At 54.6% G+C, this 23930-nt stretch carries 25 protein-coding genes and 1 pseudogene; 11 read left to right on the plus strand and 15 right to left on the minus strand.

The genetic code is table 11. The features are described 5' to 3' along the window. Positions 1-29: 29 nt before the first annotated feature. A complete protein-coding gene (gene grxD, locus AC4OVU_RS09795) occupies positions 30-377 on the plus strand; it encodes a monothiol glutaredoxin 4 (protein WP_003832760.1) in 348 nt (115 codons plus the stop codon). A gap of 78 nt (positions 378-455) precedes the next feature. On the opposite strand, the gene rnt is transcribed toward grxD, so the two are convergent. The 5 genes from rnt to eptA all read right to left on the minus strand — a co-directional run bounded on the left by rnt (position 456) and on the right by eptA (position 5136). Continuing rightward, positions 456-1115 (minus strand): ribonuclease T, encoded by a 660-nt coding sequence (gene rnt / locus AC4OVU_RS09800; protein ID WP_003857625.1) that lies wholly within the window; start codon positions 1113-1115, stop codon positions 456-458. 96 nt (positions 1116-1211) lie between these two features. After that, a complete protein-coding gene (gene gloA, locus AC4OVU_RS09805; protein ID WP_491928668.1) occupies positions 1212-1619 on the minus strand; it encodes a lactoylglutathione lyase in 408 nt (135 codons plus the stop codon). 99 nt (positions 1620-1718) lie between these two features. After that, the gene (locus tag AC4OVU_RS09810; RefSeq protein WP_062939000.1) at positions 1719-2816 is read right to left on the minus strand and encodes an alkene reductase; all 1098 of its coding nucleotides are present in this window, start codon (positions 2814-2816) and stop codon (positions 1719-1721) included. A gap of 53 nt (positions 2817-2869) precedes the next feature. Further along, entirely contained in the window at positions 2870-3469 is a 600-nt protein-coding gene (locus AC4OVU_RS09815) for a TetR/AcrR family transcriptional regulator (protein WP_017384602.1), read from the minus strand. Positions 3470-3510: 41 nt separating this feature from the next. Further along, positions 3511-5136, minus strand: coding sequence for a phosphoethanolamine transferase EptA (eptA, locus tag AC4OVU_RS09820; protein ID WP_045329740.1), 1626 nt, complete (start codon positions 5134-5136; stop codon positions 3511-3513). Positions 5137-5283: 147 nt separating this feature from the next. Here eptA and AC4OVU_RS09825 point away from each other — a divergent pair, with 147 nt between their 5' ends. The 3 genes from AC4OVU_RS09825 to sodC all read left to right on the plus strand — a co-directional run bounded on the left by AC4OVU_RS09825 (position 5284) and on the right by sodC (position 7068). Beyond that, positions 5284-5523: a DUF1289 domain-containing protein gene (locus AC4OVU_RS09825; RefSeq protein ID WP_017384600.1), complete on the plus strand. Its 240-nt coding sequence runs from the start codon at positions 5284-5286 to the stop codon at positions 5521-5523. A 48-nt stretch (positions 5524-5571) separates the two neighbouring features. Next, positions 5572-6468: an aldo/keto reductase gene (locus tag AC4OVU_RS09830; protein ID WP_110292374.1), complete on the plus strand. Its 897-nt coding sequence runs from the start codon at positions 5572-5574 to the stop codon at positions 6466-6468. Between the two features lie 81 nt (positions 6469-6549). Continuing rightward, positions 6550-7068: a superoxide dismutase [Cu-Zn] SodC gene (sodC, locus tag AC4OVU_RS09835; RefSeq protein ID WP_015570677.1), complete on the plus strand. Its 519-nt coding sequence runs from the start codon at positions 6550-6552 to the stop codon at positions 7066-7068. Here sodC and AC4OVU_RS09840 read toward each other — a convergent pair. The 3 genes from AC4OVU_RS09840 to AC4OVU_RS09850 are packed head-to-tail and all read right to left on the minus strand — an operon-like array spanning position 7047 to position 10179. Continuing rightward, positions 7047-9080 (minus strand): FUSC family protein, encoded by a 2034-nt coding sequence (locus AC4OVU_RS09840; protein ID WP_110292379.1) that lies wholly within the window; start codon positions 9078-9080, stop codon positions 7047-7049. The two genes, sodC and AC4OVU_RS09840, sit on opposite strands and share 22 nt — an antisense overlap. Then, on the minus strand, positions 9080-9940 hold the full coding sequence (locus AC4OVU_RS09845) for an efflux RND transporter periplasmic adaptor subunit (RefSeq protein ID WP_026094311.1): 861 nt from the start codon (positions 9938-9940) through the stop codon (positions 9080-9082). The genes AC4OVU_RS09840 and AC4OVU_RS09845 overlap by 1 nt, the downstream gene beginning before the upstream one ends. A 2-nt stretch (positions 9941-9942) precedes the next feature. After that, positions 9943-10179 (minus strand): DUF1656 domain-containing protein, encoded by a 237-nt coding sequence (locus AC4OVU_RS09850; protein ID WP_003857607.1) that lies wholly within the window; start codon positions 10177-10179, stop codon positions 9943-9945. Between the two features lie 187 nt (positions 10180-10366). Here AC4OVU_RS09850 and slyA point away from each other — a divergent pair, with 187 nt between their 5' ends. Then, the gene (gene slyA / locus AC4OVU_RS09855) at positions 10367-10807 is read left to right on the plus strand and encodes a transcriptional regulator SlyA (protein WP_006808997.1); all 441 of its coding nucleotides are present in this window, start codon (positions 10367-10369) and stop codon (positions 10805-10807) included. A 35-nt stretch (positions 10808-10842) separates the two neighbouring features. Here slyA and AC4OVU_RS09860 read toward each other — a convergent pair whose 3' ends face one another. Together AC4OVU_RS09860 and slyB are read right to left on the minus strand one after the other, a co-directional pair. Continuing rightward, positions 10843-12207, minus strand: a complete 1365-nt coding sequence (locus AC4OVU_RS09860; RefSeq protein WP_023303565.1) for a sensor domain-containing diguanylate cyclase — start codon at positions 12205-12207, stop codon at positions 10843-10845. Between the two features lie 192 nt (positions 12208-12399). After that, a complete protein-coding gene (gene slyB / locus AC4OVU_RS09865; RefSeq protein WP_003857604.1) occupies positions 12400-12867 on the minus strand; it encodes an outer membrane lipoprotein SlyB in 468 nt (155 codons plus the stop codon). A 213-nt stretch (positions 12868-13080) separates the two neighbouring features. On the opposite strand from slyB, the gene AC4OVU_RS09870 reads away from it, so the two are divergent. The 6 genes and pseudogenes from AC4OVU_RS09870 to pdxY all read left to right on the plus strand — a co-directional run bounded on the left by AC4OVU_RS09870 (position 13081) and on the right by pdxY (position 19057). Continuing rightward, a protein-coding gene (locus AC4OVU_RS09870; protein ID WP_089617520.1) for an IS3 family transposase occupies positions 13081-14288 on the plus strand; the annotation gives its coding sequence in 2 pieces (ribosomal slippage) (positions 13081-13402 and positions 13402-14288; 1209 coding nt in all). Positions 14289-14474: 186 nt separating this feature from the next. Then, positions 14475-15599, plus strand: coding sequence for an anhydro-N-acetylmuramic acid kinase (gene anmK / locus AC4OVU_RS09875; RefSeq protein ID WP_015570673.1), 1125 nt, complete (start codon positions 14475-14477; stop codon positions 15597-15599). Positions 15600-15692: 93 nt separating this feature from the next. After that, positions 15693-16016: a C-type lysozyme inhibitor gene (gene mliC, locus AC4OVU_RS09880; RefSeq protein WP_015570672.1), complete on the plus strand. Its 324-nt coding sequence runs from the start codon at positions 15693-15695 to the stop codon at positions 16014-16016. Between the two features lie 57 nt (positions 16017-16073). Further along, positions 16074-16730 carry a pyridoxamine 5'-phosphate oxidase gene (gene pdxH / locus AC4OVU_RS09885; protein WP_003857601.1) on the plus strand — a complete coding sequence of 219 codons (657 nt, stop codon included), beginning with the start codon at positions 16074-16076 and terminating at the stop codon, positions 16728-16730. Between the two features lie 125 nt (positions 16731-16855). Next, a complete protein-coding gene (gene tyrS / locus AC4OVU_RS09890) occupies positions 16856-18130 on the plus strand; it encodes a tyrosine--tRNA ligase (RefSeq protein ID WP_017384594.1) in 1275 nt (424 codons plus the stop codon). Between the two features lie 66 nt (positions 18131-18196). After that, positions 18197-19057: pseudogene (pdxY, locus tag AC4OVU_RS09895) on the plus strand (pyridoxal kinase PdxY). A gap of 90 nt (positions 19058-19147) precedes the next feature. On the opposite strand, the gene gstA reads toward pdxY, so the two are convergent. The 5 genes from gstA to rsxG form a co-directional block, all read right to left on the minus strand. Further along, a complete protein-coding gene (gstA, locus tag AC4OVU_RS09900; protein WP_003857598.1) occupies positions 19148-19753 on the minus strand; it encodes a glutathione transferase GstA in 606 nt (201 codons plus the stop codon). A gap of 105 nt (positions 19754-19858) precedes the next feature. Continuing rightward, on the minus strand, positions 19859-21367 hold the full coding sequence (gene dtpA, locus AC4OVU_RS09905) for a dipeptide/tripeptide permease DtpA (RefSeq protein WP_017693548.1): 1509 nt from the start codon (positions 21365-21367) through the stop codon (positions 19859-19861). 613 nt (positions 21368-21980) lie between these two features. Then, positions 21981-22616 carry an endonuclease III gene (gene nth / locus AC4OVU_RS09910; RefSeq protein WP_015570668.1) on the minus strand — a complete coding sequence of 212 codons (636 nt, stop codon included), beginning with the start codon at positions 22614-22616 and terminating at the stop codon, positions 21981-21983. Then, positions 22613-23299, minus strand: a complete 687-nt coding sequence (locus AC4OVU_RS09915; protein ID WP_003857592.1) for an electron transport complex subunit E — start codon at positions 23297-23299, stop codon at positions 22613-22615. The genes nth and AC4OVU_RS09915 overlap by 4 nt, the downstream gene beginning before the upstream one ends. 2 nt (positions 23300-23301) lie before the next feature. Then, on the minus strand, positions 23302-23922 hold the full coding sequence (rsxG, locus tag AC4OVU_RS09920; protein ID WP_110292375.1) for an electron transport complex subunit RsxG: 621 nt from the start codon (positions 23920-23922) through the stop codon (positions 23302-23304). Positions 23923-23930: the final 8 nt, after the last annotated feature.

The following is a 23930-nucleotide window of genomic DNA, read 5'->3' on the forward strand; positions in this document are numbered from 1 at the left end:
GCCGTAACAGAAGTTAAAGGAAGCAAGACATGAGCACCACTATTGAAAAAATTCAGCGCCAGATCGCTGAAAACCCGATTCTCCTGTACATGAAAGGTTCTCCGAAGCTGCCAAGCTGCGGCTTCTCCGCGCAAGCGGTTCAGGCGCTGTCCGCCTGTGGTGAGCGTTTTGCTTACGTTGATATCCTGCAAAACCCGGACATTCGCGCTGAACTGCCAAAATACGCCAACTGGCCGACCTTCCCACAGCTGTGGGTTGATGGTGAACTGGTCGGCGGATGCGACATCCTGATTGAAATGTATCAGCGCGGCGAACTGCAACAGCTGATCAAAGAGACTGCGGCGAAGTATAAAACCGAAGAGCCGGACGCAGAGTAAGTTTTCTGCGGATATGAAAAAAGCGACCACATTATGTTGGTCGCTTTTTTTTGCCTGTGGGGCTATTGATTACCCAACCTACGATTGAAGATCGGCCTCGTCGCCCATCGGCAGCGGCCAGCCGCCGAGACGTTTCCAGCGGTTGACGATCTCACAGAACAGCTCCGCCGTACGCTCGGTGTCGTATAACGCGGAATGCGCCTGGGTGCCGTCAAACGCAATACCCGCCGTGATGCAGGCTTTAGAGAGCACGGTTTGCCCCAGCGCCAGGCCGCTCAGCGCGGCGGTGTCGAAGGTCACAAACGGATGGAATGGATTACGCTTGAGCGAGGCACGCTCGGCGGCAGCCATAGTGAAGCTGTGATCAAAGGTGGCATTGTGGGCCACCATGATGGCGCGGCTACAGTCATTCTCTTTCATGCCTTTGCGCACCATTTTGAAAATGGCGTGCAGCGCCTCGTATTCGCTTACCGCCCCGCGCAGCGGGTTTGTCGGATCGATACCGTTAAAGGCCAGCGCCTCTGGCTGTAAGTTTGCCCCTTCAAAGGGTTCAACGTGGAAATGCAGCGTGGTGTCCGGTACAAGCCAGCCCTGTTCATCCATCTTCAGAGTGATGGCGGCAATCTCAAGCAGCGCATCGGTTTTAGCGTTAAATCCGGCTGTTTCAACATCAATGACAACGGGATAAAAACCACGAAAACGGTCGCACAGACCGGTAAATTGAGCGTTATCGGACATCAGGGTCTCTTACAAGGGGGAAAAAGCAGTGCGCATTATGGCAAATTTTGAGAGGGGATGCAGCAAAACAACGGGCGCATAGTGCGCCCTGCGGGATCAATTGCCCAGACCGCGACCAGCGTCTTTGGCTTCAATCAGTTCGATTTTATAACCGTCCGGATCTTCCACAAACGCAATGACGGTGGTACCGCCTTTAACCGGACCGGCTTCACGGGTGACGTTACCGCCATTGCTGCGGATACGTTCGCAGGCTTCGGCGGCGTTATCCACTTCCAGCGCGATGTGGCCGTAAGCTGTACCCAGCTCGTAGCTGTCCACGCCCCAGTTGTAGGTCAGCTCGATGACCGCTTCATCAGATTCCGGGCCGTAACCGACAAACGCCAGAGAGTATTTATATTCCTGATTTTCGCTGGTGCGCAGCAGCTTCATGCCCAGAACGTTAGTGTAGAAATCGATGGAACGTTGCAGGTCGCCAACGCGCAGCATGGTGTGAAGTAGGCGCATAATTTCCTCATTAACCAGTGGAATGGATTATCTTTTTGAACAGAAACGATGTTTTAGTATAGCGGCGAAAGGTCGCCGCTATCAATGTACAAAGCGGGATTACAGTGAAGGGTAGTCGGTATAACCTTCCGCGCCGCCGCCATAGAAACTTTCAGGGCGCTGCGGGTTCAGTTCGGCTTTCTTCTGCAAACGGGCAACCAGATCCGGGTTAGCAATGTAGTCACGGCCAAAGGCCACTGCGTCGATCAGGCCTTTACCGATCAAATCCTCGGCTTTCTCTGCCGTATACGCACCCGCCCCGATAATCACGCCGTGGAAGCGCTCGCGCACTTTCTGACGGAAGGCTTCACTGTAAGGCTTGCCACCTGCCCAGTCCGGCTCGGACATGTGCAGATAGGCGATACCGCGTTTCGCCAGCTCTTCAATCAGATACAGCGCGTCTGCTTCTTCGTTCGGACCGTTGTCGACGTTCTGGAAAGTACCGATCGGGGAGACACGAATACCAATGCGGTCTGCGCTCCACTCATTACAAACAGCATCCACCACTTCAAGCACCAGACGCGCGCGGTTTTCAACGCTGCCGCCGTACTGGTCGGTACGCTGGTTGGAAGACGGGGACAGGAACTGATGCAGCAGGTAACCGTGCGCAGAGTGCAGCTCAACCAGGTCGAAGCCCGCTTCACGGGCGTTGGCGACGGCCTGACGGAAATCATTCACGATACCCGGGATCTCGTCCAGCTCCAGCGCGCGTGGCGTGGTGGTGTCGACGCGGATCGCATTACCGTTTTCATCGCGCAGGGAAGTGCGGGTATTGGCGTTCAGGGCAGAGGCAGAAACCGGCGCCAGACCGCCAGGCTGGATGCTGCTGTGTGAGATACGACCGGTGTGCCACAGCTGAACCGCAATACGGCCATCTTCAGCATGCACGCCTGCGGTGATTTTTTTCCACGCGGCGATCTGTTCCGGGCTGTGCAGACCCGGTGCACCGGCGTAGCCTTTTGCCTGGGCAGAAATCTGCGTGGCTTCGGAGATAATCAGGCCCGCGCTGGCGCGCTGGCGGTAATACTCACCCATCAATGGCGTTGGGATATCGCCCGGCTCGATGCTGCGCAGACGGGTAAGTGGGGCCATAAACACGCGGTTTGGGGCAGTAACGGCACCCACTTTCAGTGGGGTAAACAGCTTTTCAGCGGACATAACGGCTCCTGAGTAGACCAGTCGACTAGTAAAAGGGTAAATAAAAACGCCGGCTACACGCCAGGCGCGGTAATACAGTTTTTCACATGCGCCAGCGCGCTTTCGAGCGGCACGGCGCTGCGAGACATTTTTGCTTGCAGGTTGGCGCCTAACCAGAGGGAATAGAGCACCTGTGCCTGCGTGAGCGGATCGCCGGAGAAGGAGAGCGTTTTTTCATTGCGCCCGCTCTCCAGCGCCTGAGCCAGCAGGGCAATAACGCCGCTGGCCCCTTTATCCATTGCGGTGCGCATATCTTCGGAGAGATCGCACACTTCGGCAGACAGTTTTACCGTCAGGCAGCCGCTGATGATGCCCTGCTGACAGAACTGCGTCAGCGTTTCCTGATAGTAGTTCAGAACACGATCCCGGTAGTCACCTTCACCGCTGGCGAAGTGGGTTGCCAGGCGCTGATGGTAGCTGGCGTAGTGCCGCTCCAGCATGGCAACGCCAAACGCCTCTTTGGATCGAAAATAGTGATAAAACGATCCCTTAGGTACTTCAGCGGTTTTTAACAATTCGCTCAGCCCCATACCGGTAAACCCGCGATGCATGCAAAGGCGCTCGCCGGTAGCCAGCAAATGTTCTCGTGTATCGTGTTCAGTGTGTCTGCTCATGCCCTTACTCTAATAGACCGTTCGGTCTAATGCAAGCCCGCTTAGCGACGACATTGCGACAGAATATCCAGCTGCGGTTGATAAACCGCTGATTTCACGTCCATCATGCCCAGAACGGTGGCGAATAAATTGTCCTGTGAAACCGCCTCTTTTGCGGCATGGTCACGCAGGCAATCCGTGTTTACGCCGAAGTTTTTCGCATAATCCGGGGAGAGCCAGAACATAAACGGAATATGCGTTTGCTGCTCCGGGGCCAGCATATACGGCGTACCGTGCAGGTAAATTCCGCTTTCGCCCAGCGATTCACCGTGATCGGAGAGGTAAATGAGCGCCGTGTTCATGTTGGCCTGCCGGGCTTTTAGCGCGTCGATGGTTCGGCTGACCACGCTGTCGGTATACAAAATCGAGTTGTCATAGGTATTGATCAGCGACTGATGATCGCAATCCTGAATTTCATTGGTATCGCAGGTTGGGGTGAACTTGCGAAAGCTGTCCGGATAACGGTTGTAGTAGGCCGGACCGTGGCTGCCCATCAGGTGGATCACCAGTACCGTATCCTGCTTTATTCCATCCAGTACGTTGTCCAGACGGTAGAGGTTGACGTCGTCGATACAGGATTTGTCCTTACAGAACTGATCCAGTTTCCACTGGGTCATGTCCGTGTGCGGCACGCGGTCGCAGGCGCCTTTACACCCGCCGTCGTTGTCGCGCCACAGCAGGTTGAAACCGGCATGGTTAAGTACATCGAGCAGACCTTCCTGGTGATGGGCGAGGTCCGCGTCATATTTTTTCCGCGTCATGCCGGAGAACATGCAGGGGACGGAAACGGCGGTTTCCGTGCCACAGGAGGAGGCCTGGGGGAAGTTGATGACATCCTGCTTTTTCAGCTCGGGGTTGGTTTCACGCGGGTAACCATTTAACGAGTAGTTTGCGGCGCGGGAGGCTTCGCCCACCACCACAATCAGCACGGTTTTCTTGCGTTGGCTGGAAATCAGCGCGCCTTTATGAGCATCCTCGCCAATGCGGACCAGCGTCTGGTCGCCGGCAAACCAGCGCATTTTGCTGTATTTCACCACGGCGCTCACGTAATTCGCCGGGGTGACCATTTTGACGATGCTTTTGTTATTGCGGAACAGAGAAGCATAGTCTTTATAAAACACCGCCGCGACCAGGATGATCACCAGCAGCGCACCCAGCATAGCGGCGACACGCGTCAGGAGGGCATACCACCATTTTCCGGTGCGAATGCGCGTCAGGGCTAAAATAATCGATGGAACCAGACCCGCAACGACCAGCCACAGGATCATCTGCGGCGTCACCAGGGCAGTCGCTTCCTGGGAATTAGTTTCGAACACGTTCACAATCATGTTCTGATCGATAACCGTGCCATAGGTATACATAAACCAGGTTGCGGCGGCGCATCCCAGGGTCAGGACAATCATGAGCGGCTTGCGAACAAAGGGAATATTCAGCAGGCTGAAGACAATCACCCAGCCGCAGAACAGCACCAGCGGCACGCTGGCAGCAAACAGGAGATCGTGCAGATGCGCAGGCGCAATGATTGACCAGCTGCGCTGGATAAACAGTGCATTCAGTACGGTGAAGAAAAGTGCACAGCCCAGAGTAAATTTTATATCGTTACAGTGTAACTTTTTAGTGAACCACATGATGACCAGACCATTCGTTATATCAATGCGGCGAGTATAAGAAGGGAAGATTAGCGAAACCTTAATGCTCTGTTTGTGGCGGACATCCTTGCATGCAAGCCATTTAGGGTCTTCACTGTAGGGAATAATGACGTTCTGGAGGTAGGTGTGGCAGAGCAACTGGAGTTTTTCCCTGTCCAGAGCCCGTGCCGGGGTATTTGCCAGGTAGATGAACGAGGATACTGTCGTGGCTGCATGCGCACGCGCGATGAACGTTTTAACTGGCAAAATTTCAGCGACGCGCAAAAGCAGGAGGTCTTACGGCTCTGTCGACAGCGTCTGCTGCGTAAAATTCGTGCAAACAAAGCGGTTGAAAGCGAAGAACCTCAGCAACCTTCACTGTTTTAGCAGGGTAATTGCGTATACTGGTGACATGACTTCCTTGAGGAAAATGTTATGGTTCAGCGTATTACCCTTGCCCCGCAGGGCCCGGAGTTCTCCCGATTTGTTATGGGCTACTGGCGTCTTATGGACTGGAATATGTCTCCGGTCCAGCTGGCGGACTTTATAGAAGAGCATCTCAATCTCGGGATCACCACCGTCGATCACGCTGATATTTATGGCGGCTATCAGTGCGAGGCTGCCTTTGGCGAAGCGCTGAAGCGTGCGCCGGCGCTGCGTGAACGTATGGAGATTGTGACCAAATGCGGTATTGCCACCACAGCAAAACCGGAGCATGCGCTTGGGCATTACATCACTGACAGCGCGCATATCGTTAAAAGCGCCGAGCAGTCACTGATTAACCTGGCCACCGATCGTATCGACCTGCTGCTGATCCACCGACCCGATCCGTTGATGGATGCGGATGAGGTCGCGGAAGCCTTCCTGACGCTTCACCAGAGCGGCAAAGTGCGCCATTTTGGCGTGTCTAACTTCACCCCGGCACAGTTTGCGCTATTGCAGTCTCGCCTGCCGTTTACGCTGGCGACGAATCAGGTGGAGATCTCGCCTGTTCATCAGCCGCTGCTGCTGGATGGCACGCTCGACCAACTGCAACAGCTGCGCATCCGTCCAATGGCATGGTCCTGTCTGGGAGGCGGCCGCCTGTTTAACGATGAGGCATTCCAGCCGCTGCGTAACGAGCTTGAAACGGTGGCGCGCGAACTGAATGCGGAGAGTATCGAGCAGGTGGTTTACGCCTGGATCCTGCGCCTGCCGTCTAAACCGCTGCCAATTATTGGCTCCGGCAAAATTGAGCGCGTCCGCGCTGCGCTTGTGGCTGAGGAGCTGGATATGACGCGTCAGCAGTGGTTCCGCATCCGCAAGGCGGCGCTGGGCTACGACGTACCCTGAGCACGCCTGAACCTGACTTTCCGGTGAAATCTGCGCCGCTGGTATAGACTTAAGGTGCAAAAAATAACCCGTGGAGGTCTTATGAAGCGTTTTGCTCTGGCAATGGTCACGCTGGTTGTTTGCGCAGGTGCGCATGCAGCCAGCGAGGACGTTGAAATGAATCTCGTCACTTCTCAGGGGGTAGGCCAGTCCATCGGGACGGTGAAAATCACCGAAACCGATAAAGGGCTGGAATTTGCTCCCGATCTCAAGGCTCTTCCACCCGGCGAACATGGTTTTCACGTTCATGCCAAAGGCAGCTGTCAACCCGCGATGAAAGAGGGGAAACCAACAGCTGCGGAAGCCGCAGGGGGGCATCTCGACCCGCACAACTCCGGTAAGCATGAAGGCCCGGAAGGGATGGGGCACCTCGGCGATTTGCCGGTGCTGGTGGTAAATAACGATGGTAAAGCCACCGATCCGGTTGTGGCGCCACGACTCAAAAAGCTTGACGAGGTCAAAGGCAAGGCGCTGATGGTCCACGTGGGCGGCGATAACATGTCCGATCAGCCTAAACCGCTTGGCGGCGGCGGGGCGCGCTATGCCTGCGGGGTGATCTGATCGCCAATCGTTCCGGGTGGCGGCGCCTGTTCAAGCTGTGACAGGGAGCAGTGCAGCCGCCAGATAATGGACGCCAGATCGCGGGCCGCAGGCTGATGATGGTGCGCCAGCGCGTCGCAAATACGCTGAAGCTCGGCGAGCGTGACGCTCAGGGGGCGCTGCTGCACCCCGCGCTCGCTCATCACATCTCGGAGCATGGAAATACAGTTATCACGGACCTGCGACAGCGGATCGGAACGCGTCTCCCAGGCGCGCAGTTGCCACACCACGTGCGAACAGTTTAACAGCACCACGCCCCAGCGCAGCAGCCAGCGACGGGAGAGTGAATCCTGGCTGTTGTTCAGCTGGCTGACATGATGGTAAACCAGCGATTCATACTCGCTTTCGCGCAGATGCGGCCTGCGGCTCAGCTGATCGACAAAACCCCTGCGCAACTCCCGAATATGCCTGCGGCTTTTACGCGCGTCCGAGCCCGGGCGTAGCACAGCGAAAGCCAGCCACGCCAGCCCCACGCCGAGGATCTTCGCCAGGTTGTCGTTGAGAAAATCAGCGTAATCGTAAACCGGTGGATTCGTTACAGAGATAAATGAGCCCATAAAAACAATCAACTGACCCCACAGACCGGCCAGTTTAGGCATTTGCAGTTTGAGCAACTGCATGGTGGTTAATAGCGGGAAGAGAAACAGCAGAAATTGCCAGAGGTCGGTTATCTGCACCATCAAACCAAATTTCACCACGAAGCTGAATAGCGACAGCAGTACCAGCGTACGCAGCAGAAGCGTCAGGGAATTAAAGGGGGAAGCGGCGACGGAATAGAGCACGCAGCTGATTGCCGCAAGCGTCAGGGCCGCACTGCCCGCATCCCATTGGGTGGTGATGGCCCATGCGCCCACGGCCGTCAACGCACAAAACGTACGAAAACCGCTCCACAGCGCCTCCATTGCGTCGGTATGGCGCGCCAGAGCAGGACTACCGGGAACGGAAAATTCGGTGACGGGCGTGGCATTCTCGACGGCTTTTAACCAGCGGCTGCTGCGCAGATACAGGCGGCAGAAATAGTTCAGACGCTGCCAGAAGGCACGGTGCCTGTAGTCATATTCATCCGTTGGGGCGAGCGGCGCGATAATGCGGGCCACGGTATAGATATCGGCATCCGGACGCGCAAGAGCGGCGAGCAGCGCCTCGATAATCTTCCGGGTATGGGCTGGCGGTGCAGGCCAGTTCAGCAACATCCGGCGAAGGCTTGAGATCGCGCTCGTCATCCGCAATTGCTGGTGCAGTAAATAGTTCAGAAGCGTGTTCTGGCGACGAAAACGGTAGTGGCTCCAGAAAGCCTGGATGCGCAACAGGTTCATGGTCAGGATCTGGCCGATGACCTTTTCGTGCGCGAGGCGGATGTCATCGCTGCTGTCAGGCTGCCAGAGCAGGCTGGCATGTTCCAGCAAACGTGCGTGCATCGTTTTAAGGGCGGTGATAAGCGTAGTGCCATCTGAGGTACTGGGCAGGATCATCATCATGACGCCCCCGCACAGAATGCCGACCATCACTTCACACACGCGTGCCTGGGCGATATCCCACAGCTCGGTGGTGTCCAGCACGTTGACGACCGGAAAGGCGATAATGGCCGCGGTGTAACCCGCCAGCTGAAACGCATAGGCAACGTTATTGGTAAAATGGGCGCAGGCCCAGGTACACAGCCCCAGCCATGCCGACATGCTTAACAGAAAGAGCCAGGGATCGTTCAGGGTATGGCCGGCAAGAAGCAGTGCGGCGGTTGCCCCCAGCAGGCTACCCGCCACGCGCCCGAGGCTTTTACTGATAACGCCCCCGACGGTAGGGAAGCTGACGACCGCCGCAGAGGTCATCGCCCAGTAAGGCTCATCCAGATTCAGATAATAGGCAACCGTAAGCGCAAGGCACATGGCGATGCCGTTGCGCAGCGCGTAACGCCACTGCGGCCGTGTCGCTTTTATCCACGGCGTATTGCGCCAGGAGAAAGCCCCCAGGTTCATCATCGCGATCCGATGGCGACGGTGCAGGTTGTGCCAGAGACCAGGGTAATGTCTTTCGGCAGTTGATCAAACTCGACGCGAACCGGCACCCGCTGAGCCAGGCGCACCCACGGGACGTTGGGTTTGATGTCAGGCACCAGGCCAGAATCGGTTTCCACGCTCTGATCGTATATTGCCCGACCTATGCTGCTAACGTGACCCTGTAACGTTTCTGCGCCGCTGTAAAGCGTGATCCGGGCAGGCGCACCCTCGCGGATATGGCGCAGCTTGGTCTCTTCAAAATAACCTACAACATAGAAAGAGTGGCTATCGACCAGGGCGAAGACCGGCTGGCCTGTGGTGGCGTAATCACCCACACGGGTAGACAGGCTCGTGATCCATCCATCCACCGGGGCTTTGACCATGGTCTGGGTCAGTTGCCACTCGGCCTGTTTCAGCGTTGCCTCTGCAACCTTCAGGCTGGCCTGCATGGCTTTTACATTGATATTGGCGGTATCGAGATCCTCCGCAGAGATGTAATTTCTCGACAGATGGCGGCGGCGTTCGGCTTCGTTATTGGCTTTTGCCAGATCTGATTGAGCTTTTGCGAGCTGCGCCTGGGCATTAAGCACCGCAATGTGGAAAGGGGTCTCATCGATGCGAAATAACACATCGCCCGCATGAACGTACTGGTTGTCCTTCACCAGCAGCGCGCTGATACTGCCGGACACCTGTGGCGTGATGCTGACCTGTTCCGCGCGGATCTTGCCGTCACGCGTCCAGGGCGACTGCATATAATAATTCCAGAGCCACCAGCCGGCCATCACCGCCAGCGCTAAAACGAAAAGAGTGGAAAAATATTTTAACGTTTTCAATGCTATTCTCACCACACGGTTAACACGGCAAGGCCAAGACAGACGGAGAGGGTAAACAGGGAGAGATCCATTAACATCGGGTGCCAGATTTCACCAGAATACATCCAGTCGCGCAGCAGACGATGCGCAATGAGCCAGATTACAAAACCGACCATTACGGCTTTAAACAGTGGCGGAAAGTAGACCGATGCGCCAACAATCAAATCCTGGAGGGGCAACCCTGCGGAGAAGGAAAACAACGTCACAAGCAGCGATCCTTTGCGGTGGAATGAGGGCCACATTGGCAGATTTCAATGCGATGGCGCATTACCATTCAGTGTAAATCATCCTTTAAGGAATGATGAATACCGTGATTGCATTTGTTTTGGCAATACAAATACTGCAAACTATTCTAAAATCACTATAATCACTTAGCAAGCTAATTATAAGGAGATGAAATTGGAATCGCCATTAGGTTCTGATCTGGCAAGGTTGGTACGCATCTGGCGTGCTCTGATTGACCATCGCCTGAAACCTCTGGAACTTACGCAGACGCACTGGGTTACGCTGCATAACATTCATCAGCTCCCGCCCGATCAGTCACAGATCCAACTGGCAAAAGCGATTGGAATTGAGCAGCCGTCTCTGGTGCGTACCCTTGACCAGCTGGAAGAGAAGGGACTCATCTCCCGACAAACCTGCGCCAGCGACCGTCGCGCCAAGCGGATCAAATTGACGGAAAAAGCGGCCCCGATTATCACTGAGATGGAAACCGTCATCAGTAAAACGCGAGGGGAGATCCTGGCCGGTATTTCCCCCGCTGAGCTGGAAATGCTGATCGGACTCATCGCCCGTCTTGAGCAAAACATCCACGATTTACAGTCGCGCGACTGACGTTGTTTACAGGCCTTGCTCGTGCAAGGCCTCTGTCATGTTCTGAACACCACCACCCGGTTGCGGCCCGTCTCTTTTGCCTCGTACATGGCTTTATCCGCGCTTTCCACACAGGTTTCAGCGCTGGTCTCCGGCGAGGTGGCGGTGAATACCCCCATACTGATAGTTATCGGTTCCGGGAGATAACCGCCGCTGCTAACGTTGTCGAAACCGCTCAATTTGAGACGTATGCGTTCGGCAACCTGTTGCGCAAGATCGGAAGGGGTATTTGTCAGCATGAGCACAAATTCTTCGCCGCCGATCCGCGCTGCGATATCCTGCGGTCGCACTGAATCGGTCAACAGGTTTGAGACAAACTGTAAAACCTTATCCCCCTGCAAATGGCCGTAGCAGTCGTTAATGCGTTTGAAACGGTCAAGATCGCTCACGATCACCGATACCGGGTGCGCCAGGGTTGCTGTACTCAGCGCGTGGTTTAATGAATCATAGAAATAGCTACGATTATACAGACGGGTGAGGGGATCGCGGATCGAGTTTTGATAAGACTCCTGATATTTTACATGCGAGTCACGATACAAATTAAATACATCGGAAAGTAAGATGAAGATAATGATTAATGTAGCGACAGTTTCGAATAACCGTGCCCGGTACCATGAAATATCTTCAGCGTGTCCGCCTAACAATAGCATGAGCAGGGTGACGATATAACAGACGCATAAAAAATTGCCGCCGACCCAAAACAAATTCCTCACGCGGGTAATGGCCATCAGGGTGATTAACGTTACTACCCACAGGACGATCAAAATGATATTAATCGCCTGGCTCCAGAGAACCATAAACTGTCGGGTTTCATTGTCTACCAGGTCCAGTGTGAGCAGGGTTGAATGGCTGGAATAGAACAATGCCAGCCCAAGCATACTGCCCGTAAAGAGCGAGGCGCCGACAACGATACCGATGTGGGTGCTTCGTGAGAGAGCGGACGTACGCAGGGTATACAGCAATGCCGAGATGATTATCAGCACCGCCATTAAAAAGTGGCGGAACATATAGAAAATCATGGCGTCATTATAGTTCGCCACGTTGAACTGATAGAGATCAAGCCAGGCCGGGAAGCTGGACAGAGTCCCCACCATCAATAACGCTGAGCCGGCAAAGGCCAGGGCAATGGGAACAAGATATAATCGCCTTCTGTCGCACCAGTATTTCATTGCCATAAAACAGGCAATAAACAGATGAAACACCAGAAGAAATATCGTCAGCGTAGGGAAAAACAAAGGTGAAAACGAAGGAACCCATTCAACAAGTTTTATAAAAAAAGCTTGTAATACGGCAATGATAACAATGCATCCAAGCGCGAAGGCCACAAAGCGGTTCTTTACAAATCGACAGATCGCAAGCATAGAGAATTTAAAAATTAAAAAAGAAAAGAGATTGCGAAGAGTCTAAGTGAGGGAAATAAAAAATACTTTGCGCACGGACAAGAACAGATGAAATGAATAATTCACCGTGTGAATGTATTGTGCAAATATATTGTTGGAAACGATGATTTTGTTAAATGGATGCGGTCTGAACAGACCACATCCATCAGGATATTAGCGCGGGGAGACGGTAACCTGGCTGCCGTTGCTTGCCAGTACAACACGCTGGCCAGCAGAGAAGCGGGTGTTACCCTGTTTCTGCACAACCATAATGGTGCTGCCATCGTCTTTACGGATTTCCAGCTCAACGCCCTGAGTTTTGTTCATCGCGCCCTGAACGCCCTGACCCGCTACGCCGCCTGCAACTGCGCCCGCTGCGGTAGCCAGAGAACGTCCGGTGCCGCCGCCAATGGTATTACCCAGGAAACCACCCAGCACAGCACCACCGATTGCGCCCACCACGTTCGTGTCATCGCCACCCTGAATCTGAACAGGACGGGCATTAACGATAGTACCGTATGTCACGTTCTGTACCTGTTTAGCTTCAGAAGCACTATATACGTCGCCGGAGAGTGAACTGTCATTCACACAACCCGCCAGTGTTAAACCAATCAGCGAAACGCCCAGTACACGTAAAATCATTTGACTCTCCTGTTCACCAAAAAACGCCCGGTTGGGGCATCCGTTATGGCTAAATTATATGGCATTCCTGACCACAGTTCATATCTTTGCATGCCGAATAGATAAATTTTACTTCAGCAGGGTGATGTAGCCCCCTGAAACACCGGACAGTAGCTGTATCTCCAGATAAGAGATAGGCTTGAATATATGTCTAACACTAACGCCAATTTTGAGATGACCGGGATCCTGTTAGGGCAAGAAGTCCGTAAACGTAAAACTCCTCAGGAGAAGATCGCCATTATCCAGCAGACGATGGAGCCGGGTATGAATGTCTCCCATGTCGCCCGCCTGCATGGTATCCAGCCCAGCCTGCTGTTTAAGTGGAAGAAGCAATATCAGGAAGGCAGCCTCACCGCCGTTGCGGCTGGAGAGGAAGTCGTTCCTGCTTCTGAGCTTACTGCTGCTCTGAAGCAGGTCCGGGAGCTTCAGCGCCTTCTGGGCAAGAAAACGATGGAAGTTGAGATCCTGAAAGAAGCCGTGGAGTACGGTCAGTCGCGAAAATGGATAGCGCACGCGCCCTTGTTGCCAAAGGACGGGGAATAGCCATGGTCAGCCGGACCATGGGCGTGTCGCGTGCGCAACTGTCACTGCGGATTAACCGTTCTGCCGACTGGCAGGACAGGCGCTGTAACCGGCGTAATGAAGAAGCAGACGCAGAAATACTGTCGGCTATCCTCAACATTATCAGCGATATGCCGAGTTATGGTTATCGACGCGTGTGGGGCATCCTGCGCAAGCAACGTCGCACAGAGGGACAGCCACCTGTGAATGCCAAACGGCTTTACAGGATAATGAGCGAGCATAACCTGTTGTTGTTGCATCACAAACCAGAGCGACCGAAGCGTGAACATAAGGGCAAGATAGCGGTGGCAGAAAGCGATATGCGCTGGTGTTCAGATGGCTTCGAGTTCGGCTGCGACAACGGCGAAAAACTGCGGGTAACGTTCGCGCTGGACTGCTGCGACCGTGAGGCCATAGACTGGGCAGCAAGCACGGGAGGCTATGACAGTTCGACCGTGCAGGATGTGATGCTGAGGTCGGTGGAAAAGCGCTTCGGCGACAGGTTGCCCGACACAGCGGTGCAGTGGCTGACGGATAACGGTTCAGCGTATACCGCGTATGAAACGCGGAGGTTCGCGAGAGAGCTGAATCTGGAGCCCTGCACAACAGCGGTGAGCAGCCCGCAGAGTAATGGCATGGCCGAACGGTTCGTGAAAACGATGAAAGAAGACTATATCGCGTTCATGCCAAAACCGGATGTGAGAACAGCACTGCGAAACCTTGCAGTAGCGTTCACGCATTACAATGAAAACCACCCGCACAGCGCGCTGGGATATCACTCCCCGAGGGAATACCGGCGGCAGCGGACATCGTTAACTTAAGATACAAAAGCTGTTCGGAGATGGAGGGTCAAGATCATTTTACTTCAGCAGGGCTTAACGGGACATAAACAAAAACCGTCTGTGCTACAGGTCTGAGATTGTTAAAAAATATTATCACCGCATAGCAAAGCCGCGTTATTTATGATGGAGTGTTTGCACTTAGCCCATGTAACGTAAGGAAAGCGCATGAAATCGGGTCGCTATATCGGTGTGATGTCTGGTACCAGTCTTGACGGTGTGGATGTCGTTCTGGCCGCCATTGATGAAAACATGGTGGCGCAGCAGGCAAGCCTGACCTGGCCTATTCCTGTCTCGTTAAAAGAAGAGATCCTGAACATCTGCCAGGGACAACAGCTGACGCTTTCCCAACTGGGCCAACTGGATGTGCGTCTGGGGGCGCTGTTTGCTGAGGCGGTACTGGCCCTGATGCAGCAGGAAAGACTCCACCCGCAGGATATCGTGGCAATAGGTTGCCATGGGCAGACCGTCTGGCATGAACCTGTCGGCGAGGCGCCGCACACGATGCAAATTGGCGATAACAACCAGATTGTGGCAAAAACCGGCGTGACGGTGGTGGGTGATTTCCGTCGTCGCGATATGGCCCTCGGCGGGCAGGGGGCGCCGCTGGTTCCGGCATTTCATCAGGCGCTGCTGGCGCACCCGGTAGAGCGCAGGATGGTCCTGAACATCGGCGGGATCGCCAACCTGTCGATGCTTATTCCCGGGCAGCCCGTGCGGGGGTACGATACCGGACCCGGTAATATGCTGATGGATGCCTGGATCTGGCGTCAGAGCGGCAAAGCCTACGACAAAGACGCGCAGTGGGCCAGCCAGGGGAAAGTGATCCTTCCCTTGCTGCAAACCCTGTTAAGCGATCCTTTCTTTGCTCTGCCCGCGCCGAAAAGCACGGGGCGGGAATATTTCAACTACGGCTGGCTTGAACGTCAGCTGGCGCGCTTCCCCGGCCTTGCGCCTCAGGATGTGCAGGCTACGCTGACGGAGCTCACCGCGGTATCGATTTCTGAACAGGTGTTGCTGAGCGGCGGATGTGAGCGCTTGCTGGTATGCGGAGGCGGAAGCCGCAACCCGCTGGTGATGGCACGCCTCGCCGCCTTGCTGCCAGGCACCGAAGTCACGACCACTGATGAAGCCGGGATCAGCGGAGACGATATGGAAGCGCTGGCCTTCGCCTGGCTTGCCTGGCGTACGGTTGCCGGTCTGCCGGGGAATTTACCCTCCGTAACCGGTGCGCGGGAGGCGAGCGTCCTTGGGGCCATTTTCCCCGCAAACCCGCGCCATAATCAGAGTTAACTGAAATTCAGCGGGAGGCGTAACCCGTAAAATAGGGAAAAACAGGAGGGCGGTTAGGCCCTCCAGGACCAGGATAGTCTTCGGAATCTGCCCATGAAAAAACTTCTTCTCATTGCTGTACCTTTTCTTATGACCGGATGCAGCGTCTATAACCAGTTCGTTGAGCGTATGCAAACCGATACGCTGGAATATCGTTGTGATGAAAAACCGCTGACGGTGAAGCTGAACAACCCGCATCAGGAAGCCAGCTTTGTTTATGACAATAAGTTGTTAACGCTGAAGCAGGGAATGTCGGCCTCCGGTGCGCGCTACTCAGACGGGATCTACGTCTTCTGGTCGAAAGGCGACAGCGCCACCGTCTACAAGCGTGACCGCATTGTGCTGAACAATTGTCAGCTTGAAAATCCGAAGCGTTGAGATTTTTGAAGGGGGCGCGCACAATAGCGCCACCCAATCTCACTTTCAGCTAACGCCATGTCAGATAACGACGAACTACAGCAAATTGCGCATCTGCGCCGTGAATACACCAAAGGCGGTCTGCGCCGCCAGGATCTTCCCGCCGAACCGCTGGTGCTTTTTGAACGCTGGCTGAAGCAGGCCTGCGAAGCGAAACTGGCTGACCCGACGGCAATGGTCGTTGCCACGGTTGATGAAAATGGTCAGCCGTATCAACGCATCGTTCTTCTCAAGCATTATGACGAGAAAGGGCTGGTGTTCTACACCAATCTTGGCAGTCGTAAAGCGCATCACCTTGAAAATAATCCGCGTATTAGCCTGCTCTTCCCGTGGCATATGCTGGAGCGCCAGGTGATGGTCACCGGCAAGGCGGAGCGCCTCTCTACGCTCGAAGTGGTAAAATATTTCCACAGTCGCCCGCGCGACAGTCAGATCGGCGCCTGGGTCTCTAAACAGTCCAGCCGAATCTCAGCCCGCGGTGTGCTGGAAAGTAAATTCCTCGAACTCAAACAGAAGTTTCAGCAGGGTGAAGTACCGCTGCCGAGTTTCTGGGGCGGGTTCCGCATCCCCATTGAGCAGATGGAATTCTGGCAGGGCGGTGAACACCGCCTGCACGACCGCTTTTTATACCAGCGCGACAACGGTGGCTGGAAAATCGACAGACTGGCCCCGTAATCCCCAAAATTTGTTGATTTAAGCGCTAGCGCACACCGCGCTGGCGCTTTATTCTATGGTCCTTTCGCATCAGGCGAAAAGTCGTGTACCGGCAAAGGTGCAGTCGTTTATACATGGAGAATTTGATGGCAAGCAGTAACTTGATTAAACAATTGCAAGAGCGGGGCCTCGTGGCCCAGGTGACGGACGAGGAAGCGTTAGCAGAGCGACTGGCGCAAGGCCCGATCGCGCTCTATTGCGGCTTCGATCCCACCGCTGACAGCTTGCATTTGGGGCATCTTGTTCCATTGTTATGCCTGAAACGCTTCCAGATGGCCGGCCATAAGCCTGTCGCACTGGTTGGCGGCGCGACCGGTCTGATTGGCGACCCAAGTTTCAAAGCCGCTGAGCGTAAGCTGAACACCGAAGACACCGTGCAGGAGTGGGTGGATAAGATCCGTAAACAGGTTGCACCGTTCCTGGATTTCGACTGCGGTGACAACTCTGCGATTGCGGCGAACAACTACGACTGGTTTGGTGGCATGAACGTGCTGACGTTCCTGCGTGACATCGGCAAACACTTCTCTGTTAACCAGATGATTAACAAAGAAGCAGTAAAGCAGCGTCTTAACCGTGACGATCAGGGTATCTCTTTCACGGAGTTCTCCTATAACCTGTTGCAGGGGTATGACTTCGCCTGCCTGAACAAACTGCACGGCGTCTCTCTGCAAATTGGCGGTTCCGACCAGTGGGGTAACATCACCTCCGGTATCGATCTGACCCGTCGCCTCCACCAGAATCAGGTGTTTGGTCTGACCGTGCCGTTGATCACCAAAGCCGACGGTACCAAGTTCGGTAAGACCGAAGGCGGCGCGGTATGGCTGGATCCGAAGAAAACCAGCCCGTACAAGTTCTACCAGTTCTGGATCAACACGGCGGATGCCGACGTTTATCGCTTCCTGAAGTTCTTCACCTTTATGGATATCGAAGAAATCAATGCGCTGGAAGAAGAAGACAAGAACAGCGGTAAAGCACCACGCGCCCAGTACGTGCTGGCGGACGAAGTGACTAAACTGGTTCACGGCGAAGAAGGTCTGGCGGCGGCGAAGCGCATTACGGCTAGCCTGTTCAACGGAACCCTGAGCGATTTAAGCGAAGCGGATTTCGAACAGCTGGCGCAGGATGGCGTGCCGATGGTTGAGATGGAAAAAGGCGCCGATCTGATGCAGGCGCTGGTGGACTCCGAGCTCCAGCCGTCTCGCGGTCAGGCGCGTAAAACCATCGCCTCTAACGCGATCACCATTAATGGCGAAAAACAGGCCGATCCGGAATACACCTTTACCGAGAACGACCGTCTCTATGGTCGCTACACGCTGCTGCGTCGCGGTAAGAAAAATTACTGCCTGGTCTGCTGGAAGTAATTAAAAGTATGCAGGGGCGTGGGAAACCACGCCCCTTTTGTTTTGACAGGGTTTGGTAAGTACAACATGAAGAACATCCTCGCCATTCAGTCCCACGTTGTGTTTGGACATGCTGGCAACAGCGCTGCGGAATTCCCGATGCGCCGCCTCGGCGTTAACGTCTGGCCCCTCAATACCGTCCAGTTCTCGAATCACACCCAGTACGGTAAATGGACCGGCTGCGTAATGCCGCCGTCGCATCTGACGGAAATCGTTCAGGGGATTGCGGATATCGACCAGCTTAAACGCTGCGATGCCGTACTGAGCGGCTATCTGGGTTCGGCGGAGCAGGGGGAACATATCCTCGGCATTGTGCGCCAGGTGAAAGCGGCAAACCCCGCGGCGAAATATTTCTGCGATCCGGTGATGGGACATCCGGAAAAAGGCTGCATCGTAGCGCCGGGCGTTGCGGAGTTTCATGTCCGTCATGCATTGCCCGCCAGCGATATTATTGCCCCCAACCTGATTGAACTTGAGATCCTGTGCGAGCATCCGGTCAACAGCGTAGAAGAGGCTGTAAGCGCCTCTCGTGAGCTGATCGCCTAGGGGCCAGAGATTGTGCTGGTTAAGCACCTGGCACGCGCAGGGTTGAGCCAGGACCGTTTTGAAATGCTGCTGGTGACGAAGGATGAAGCCTGGCATATCAGTCGACCGCTGGTGGATTTCGGTGCACGTCAGCCTGTCGGGGTCGGGGATGTGACCAGCGGTTTGCTGCTGGTGAAGCTATTGCAGGGCGCGAGCCTGCGCGATGCGCTGGAGCACGTCACCGCAGCCGTTTATGAAATCATGATTGCGACGAAGACGATGCAGGAATATGAGCTCCAGGTCGTCGCGGCGCAGGATCGCATCGCGAAGCCGGAGCACTATTTTAGCGCAACGCAGCTTTAGAAAACGCCCGGCGCCGCTGCGCTTGCACGGGCCTACGGAATTTATAGGCCGGGTAAGCGTCAGCGCCACCCGGCAATCCAGGCCGCTCGGTTAATTCAACCCTTCCGCTTTCAGCGCCGCTGCCACCGCAGGACGCTCCGCCACGCGCGTCATATACGATGCGACATGGTCTAATCCTTCCATGTTCAGCTTAACCGCGCGCGCCCAGCGCAGAACGGTAAACAGATAGGCATCGGCGATGGTGAAACGCGAGCCACAGATCCACTGGTCGTCTTTCAGCGCGTCGTTAACGTACTGCAACTTTTTCTCCAGCAGCGCGCGCACGGTAGGTTTGTACTCTTCCGGCGTGTCCGGGCGGAACAGGGGCGTAAAGCCTTTGTGCAGTTCGGTGGCAATATAGTTCAGCCACTCCAGCGTTTTATAACGCGCAATGCTGCCGGTGGGGGCAAGGAGCTGACGATCCGGTACGTTGTCCGCCAGGAATTGCATAATCGCCACCCCTTCGGTCAGCAGGGTGCCATCATCCAGCAGCAGGGCCGGAACCTGGCCTTTTGGGTTAATCGCAAAAAAGTCATCCCCGTTTTCCAGACGCTTTTTCATCAGGTCAACGCCGTCCAGCGTGAAATCTTTACCGCTCTCGCGAAGCGTAATATGGGAAGCAAGAGAGCAGGCGCCCGGTTTATAGAACAGTTTCATCGGTAACTCCTTTTTGCTGAGGTTCCAGCTATGTTAGTGCGCGTTCGGATAAAAAAAAAGCCGCTAATCAATTAGCGGCTTCTGTTCAGTCGTTTCCCGATGACATTACGCGTTCGCGGTTTTGATCGCTTTAGCGGATTTGTCGTCGTCCTGCGTCATACGATTCAGTTTAGGTGCGGTCAGCAGCATCAGCACGGCAATCACGGCGGTCGCGATACCAATTTGCATGAACACGGTGCCGTAGACATTCAGGGAAACCAGCGGGTCGGTAACGTTGTCTGGTACCGCCATCAGGTTCGCAATCTTACCTGCGATGATAGCCGCGCCAGCGGTGGTCAGGAACCAGCTACCCATGATGAAGCCCATCAGACGCTGAGGGACCAGCTGCGCAACCATCGCCAGGCCCAGACCGGAGATCATCAGTTCACCGATGGATTGCAGCGCATAGCTCAGGATCAGCCAGTTAACAGACACGATACCCGCGTCGGTCGCGAATTTCGTCCCCAGCGGCAGCACCAGGAACGCGCCAGAGCACAGCACCATACCGATAGCGAACTTGTGCGGCATAGGCAGACGGTCGCCCATCTTGTTATAGATAGCGGCCAGAATCGGGCTACCAATCATGATCCAGAACGGGTTCAGGGCCTGATATTGCTCCGGCTCGAACGCGATACCAAGGATGGAGTGCTCAACGTTGCGGATAGCGAAGAAGTTCAGAGACGTTGGCATCTGGCTGTACAGAACGAAGAAGATGATCGCTTCCAGCATCAGGATGAACGCCACAATCATCTTACGACGTGCCGCACCCTGCATCGCAAAGGCTTCTTTCGCGAAGATAAACACGATACCCAGCGCAACCACGCCCAGTACGGCACGTGCAACGCCCTGGTTGTGCAGCAGCCAGGTGGCGACAGCGGCAAGGATCACGATGCCGACGATGGTTGCCAGCAGTTTGCCCATGTGCACGGGTTCGAAGTCTGGTTTTGAACCATAGTCTTTAACCCAGCTACGGCAGAACAGGAAGTTCACAACGGTGATCAGCATACCCACGAAGCTCAGCGCAAACGCTACGCTCCAGCCGAATTTTGCGGCCAGCCATGGGGTTGCCAGCATAGAGAAGAAGGAACCGATGTTGATGGACATGTAGTACATGGTAAATGCACCGTCCAGACGTGGGTCATCTTTGCTGTAGCAGGTAGAGAGCAGGGAAGACGGGTTCGCCTTGAAGAGGCCGTTACCTACCGCGATGGTAGCCATGCCCATGTAAACCACACCTGCATCGTGCCCGGACCAGGCAACCAGCCCATAGCCAATCGCCAGAACAACGGCGCCCAGCATAATGACTCGTTTAGTACCGAGAACTTTATCGCCTAACCAGCCGCCGATAGCGACCAGGCCATACACCAGGGCGCTGAAGGAAGAGAACAGCGTGATGGAATCAGCTTCAGACATACCCAGCTGTTTAACCAGGTAAACCGCCATGATCCCTTGCAGGCCGTAGTAGCCAAAACGTTCCCATAATTCGATCGAGAAAATGAGATAGAACGCTTTAGGCTGTTTGAAAGCGTTAAGACTTACGCTCTCATCTGTTGGTTTATTGTTTGCAGTAGACACATATACCTCTTTTTTTACATCCCATATTAACGGGGGTGTTCATAGCGTGATGACCGTAGTCCATCCGCTTTATAGTTATATTGGGAGGGGAAACGGCGGGTAATGTTCACTATCCAGCCCCATCTGGCAATACGTTTGTAATAATCTGTTACATATAACTCTGGCGGTATAATCATCGGTTCATGCAAATGTTATACAGCGTTAAATCTCATCCGTTCAAAATTGATGGTTTTTTTCACTGTAAACGACCCTGTTCAACGGCTGTATGGCGATATGTTCTGCTATTTTGGGTGATTGGCAGTGATATAGCCCATATTCTGAAAAATGACTGGTCTTATGTGCGGTGTGGAATCGATGAAATCTTGTCTGACAAAGGGGGTGGGCGGGTTTTAACAACAAAAATCCAACATCAGGTTATCAGAGTGATCGCGATCACAGATGTATAGAAATTTTTGGTGATGAAAAAACTATTAACCTGTTTGAGTGTTAAATGACCGAAGAATCGACAATGCGTAAAGGAGAAAGAGAGGGCAATTTATGGTCAATCGGGAAGATATCAGAGCCCTTGTTAATTTTAAGGGCTTGAACAGGTAAGAAGTAAGGTGGTTTACGCTCAGGGATAGACTTTTTCTTTGTATTCGCAGAGATCTTCGATAATGCAGGAACCGCAGCGTGGCTTACGGGCAATACAGGTATACCGTCCGTGCAGGATCAGCCAGTGGTGGCAGTCCACCTTAAATTCCGCAGGGACCACTTTTAACAGCTTCTCTTCCACCTCTTCCACGTTTTTACCCGGCGCGAACCGGGTGCGGTTAGAGACGCGAAAGATATGGGTATCCACGGCGATGGTCGGCCAGCCAAACGCCGTGTTCAGCACCACATTTGCCGTTTTACGCCCGACGCCCGGCAACGCTTCCAGCGCAGCGCGGTCTTCCGGGACTTCGCCGCCGTGCTGCTCCAGCAGGATCCGGCAGGTCTTAATGACGTTTTCGGCCTTGCTGTTAAACAGGCCAATGGTCTTGATATAGGATTTCACACCTTCAACGCCCAGCTCCAGCATGGCCTGCGGCGTATTGGCGACAGGGTAGAGCAGGGCCGTGGCTTTGTTGACGCTCACGTCCGTCGCCTGTGCAGAGAGCAGCACCGCGATCAACAGTTCAAACGGCGAGTTAAAATTCAGCTCTGTCGTTGGATGAGGATTCTCATCGCGCAGGCGCGTCAGGATCGCAATGCGTTTCTCTTTATTCATACTGCTTTCTCGGGGATCCCTTCCTGTACGCTGCGCTCAGCGGCGCGGCGTTTACGTTTTTCATCAATCAGGTATTTTAACGCCAGCATCATCCCAAGGCCAATGAAGGCGCCAGGCGGCAGCATGGCCAGCAGGAACGGAGTGTCCGTATGGAACACCTCAATACGCAGCGACTTCGCCCAGCCGCCAAGCAGCGCGTCCGCACCGTCGAAGAGCGTACCGTTGCCCAAAATTTCACGCAGAGAGCCGAGGACGAACATGGCGGCAGTCGCGCCCATGCCGATGGAAAAACCATCCAGCGCGGATATGGCCGGATTGTTTTTCACCGCAAAGGCTTCAGCGCGGCCTACGACAATACAGTTAGTCACGATAAGCGGAATGAAAATCCCGAGCGACTGGTACAGGCCAAATGCGTAGGCGTTAATCAGCATTTGCACCACGCTGACCACCGACGCAATGATCATGACATAGATCGGAATACGGATTTCCGACGGCGTCCAGCGGCGCAAAACTGAAATGGAAAAGTTAGTCAGGGTCAGCACCAGCGTGGTCGCCAGCCCCAGCCCGAGCGCGTTGGTGGCGGTAGACGTCACCGCCAGCAGCGGACACAGCCCCAGCAGCTGTACCAGCGCGGAGTTGTTCTTCCAGAGACCCTGGACGATAACCTCTTTAACCTGGCTCATGGTCACTCCTCACAGGTGGAAAGATGATTGATCTGCGCGGGCAGCGTTTCGGCATACAGCCCGGCGCGCTTGACGGCGTTGACCACCGCGCGCGGGGTAATCGTGGCGCCCGTGAACTGGTCAAACTCGCCGCCATCTTTTTTCACCGCGAAAGCAGGATCGTCTTCGCCATGAATCATCTTTCCGGCGAAGTATAAGATCCAGTCGCTTAAGCGTGTTTCAATTTTGTCGCCAAGGCCCGGCGTTTCGTGATGTTCCGTCACGCGCGTGCCCAGCACGGTGCCGGAAAAATCGCTGCCAACCAGCAGCTGAATCGCACCGGAGTAACCGTCCGGCGCGGTGGCTTCCATGACGGCACCCACGGGATTATCGCCCTTGCGGGCAATATAAACGCGATGGGGTCCTTTACCGAGCTGCGGAGCCTGTACGACAAAGCAGCTTTTTTGCAGGTCATTATCGTAGAGGTCGGATGGGATCACCTGATCGAACAGCGCCTTTTGCTGCTTCATTGCCTGCTCTGCAATGGTAGTTTTCGTCAGTTCATTTACCAGCGCGGTCAGCCCGGTGAGGGCGGCAGCGAAGATCGCCAGCGTAACGCCGTGTTTTTGCATTGTTTTTAGCATGGCGTGAC

It is taken from the genome of Enterobacter sp. 6722112 (assembly GCF_058661685.1).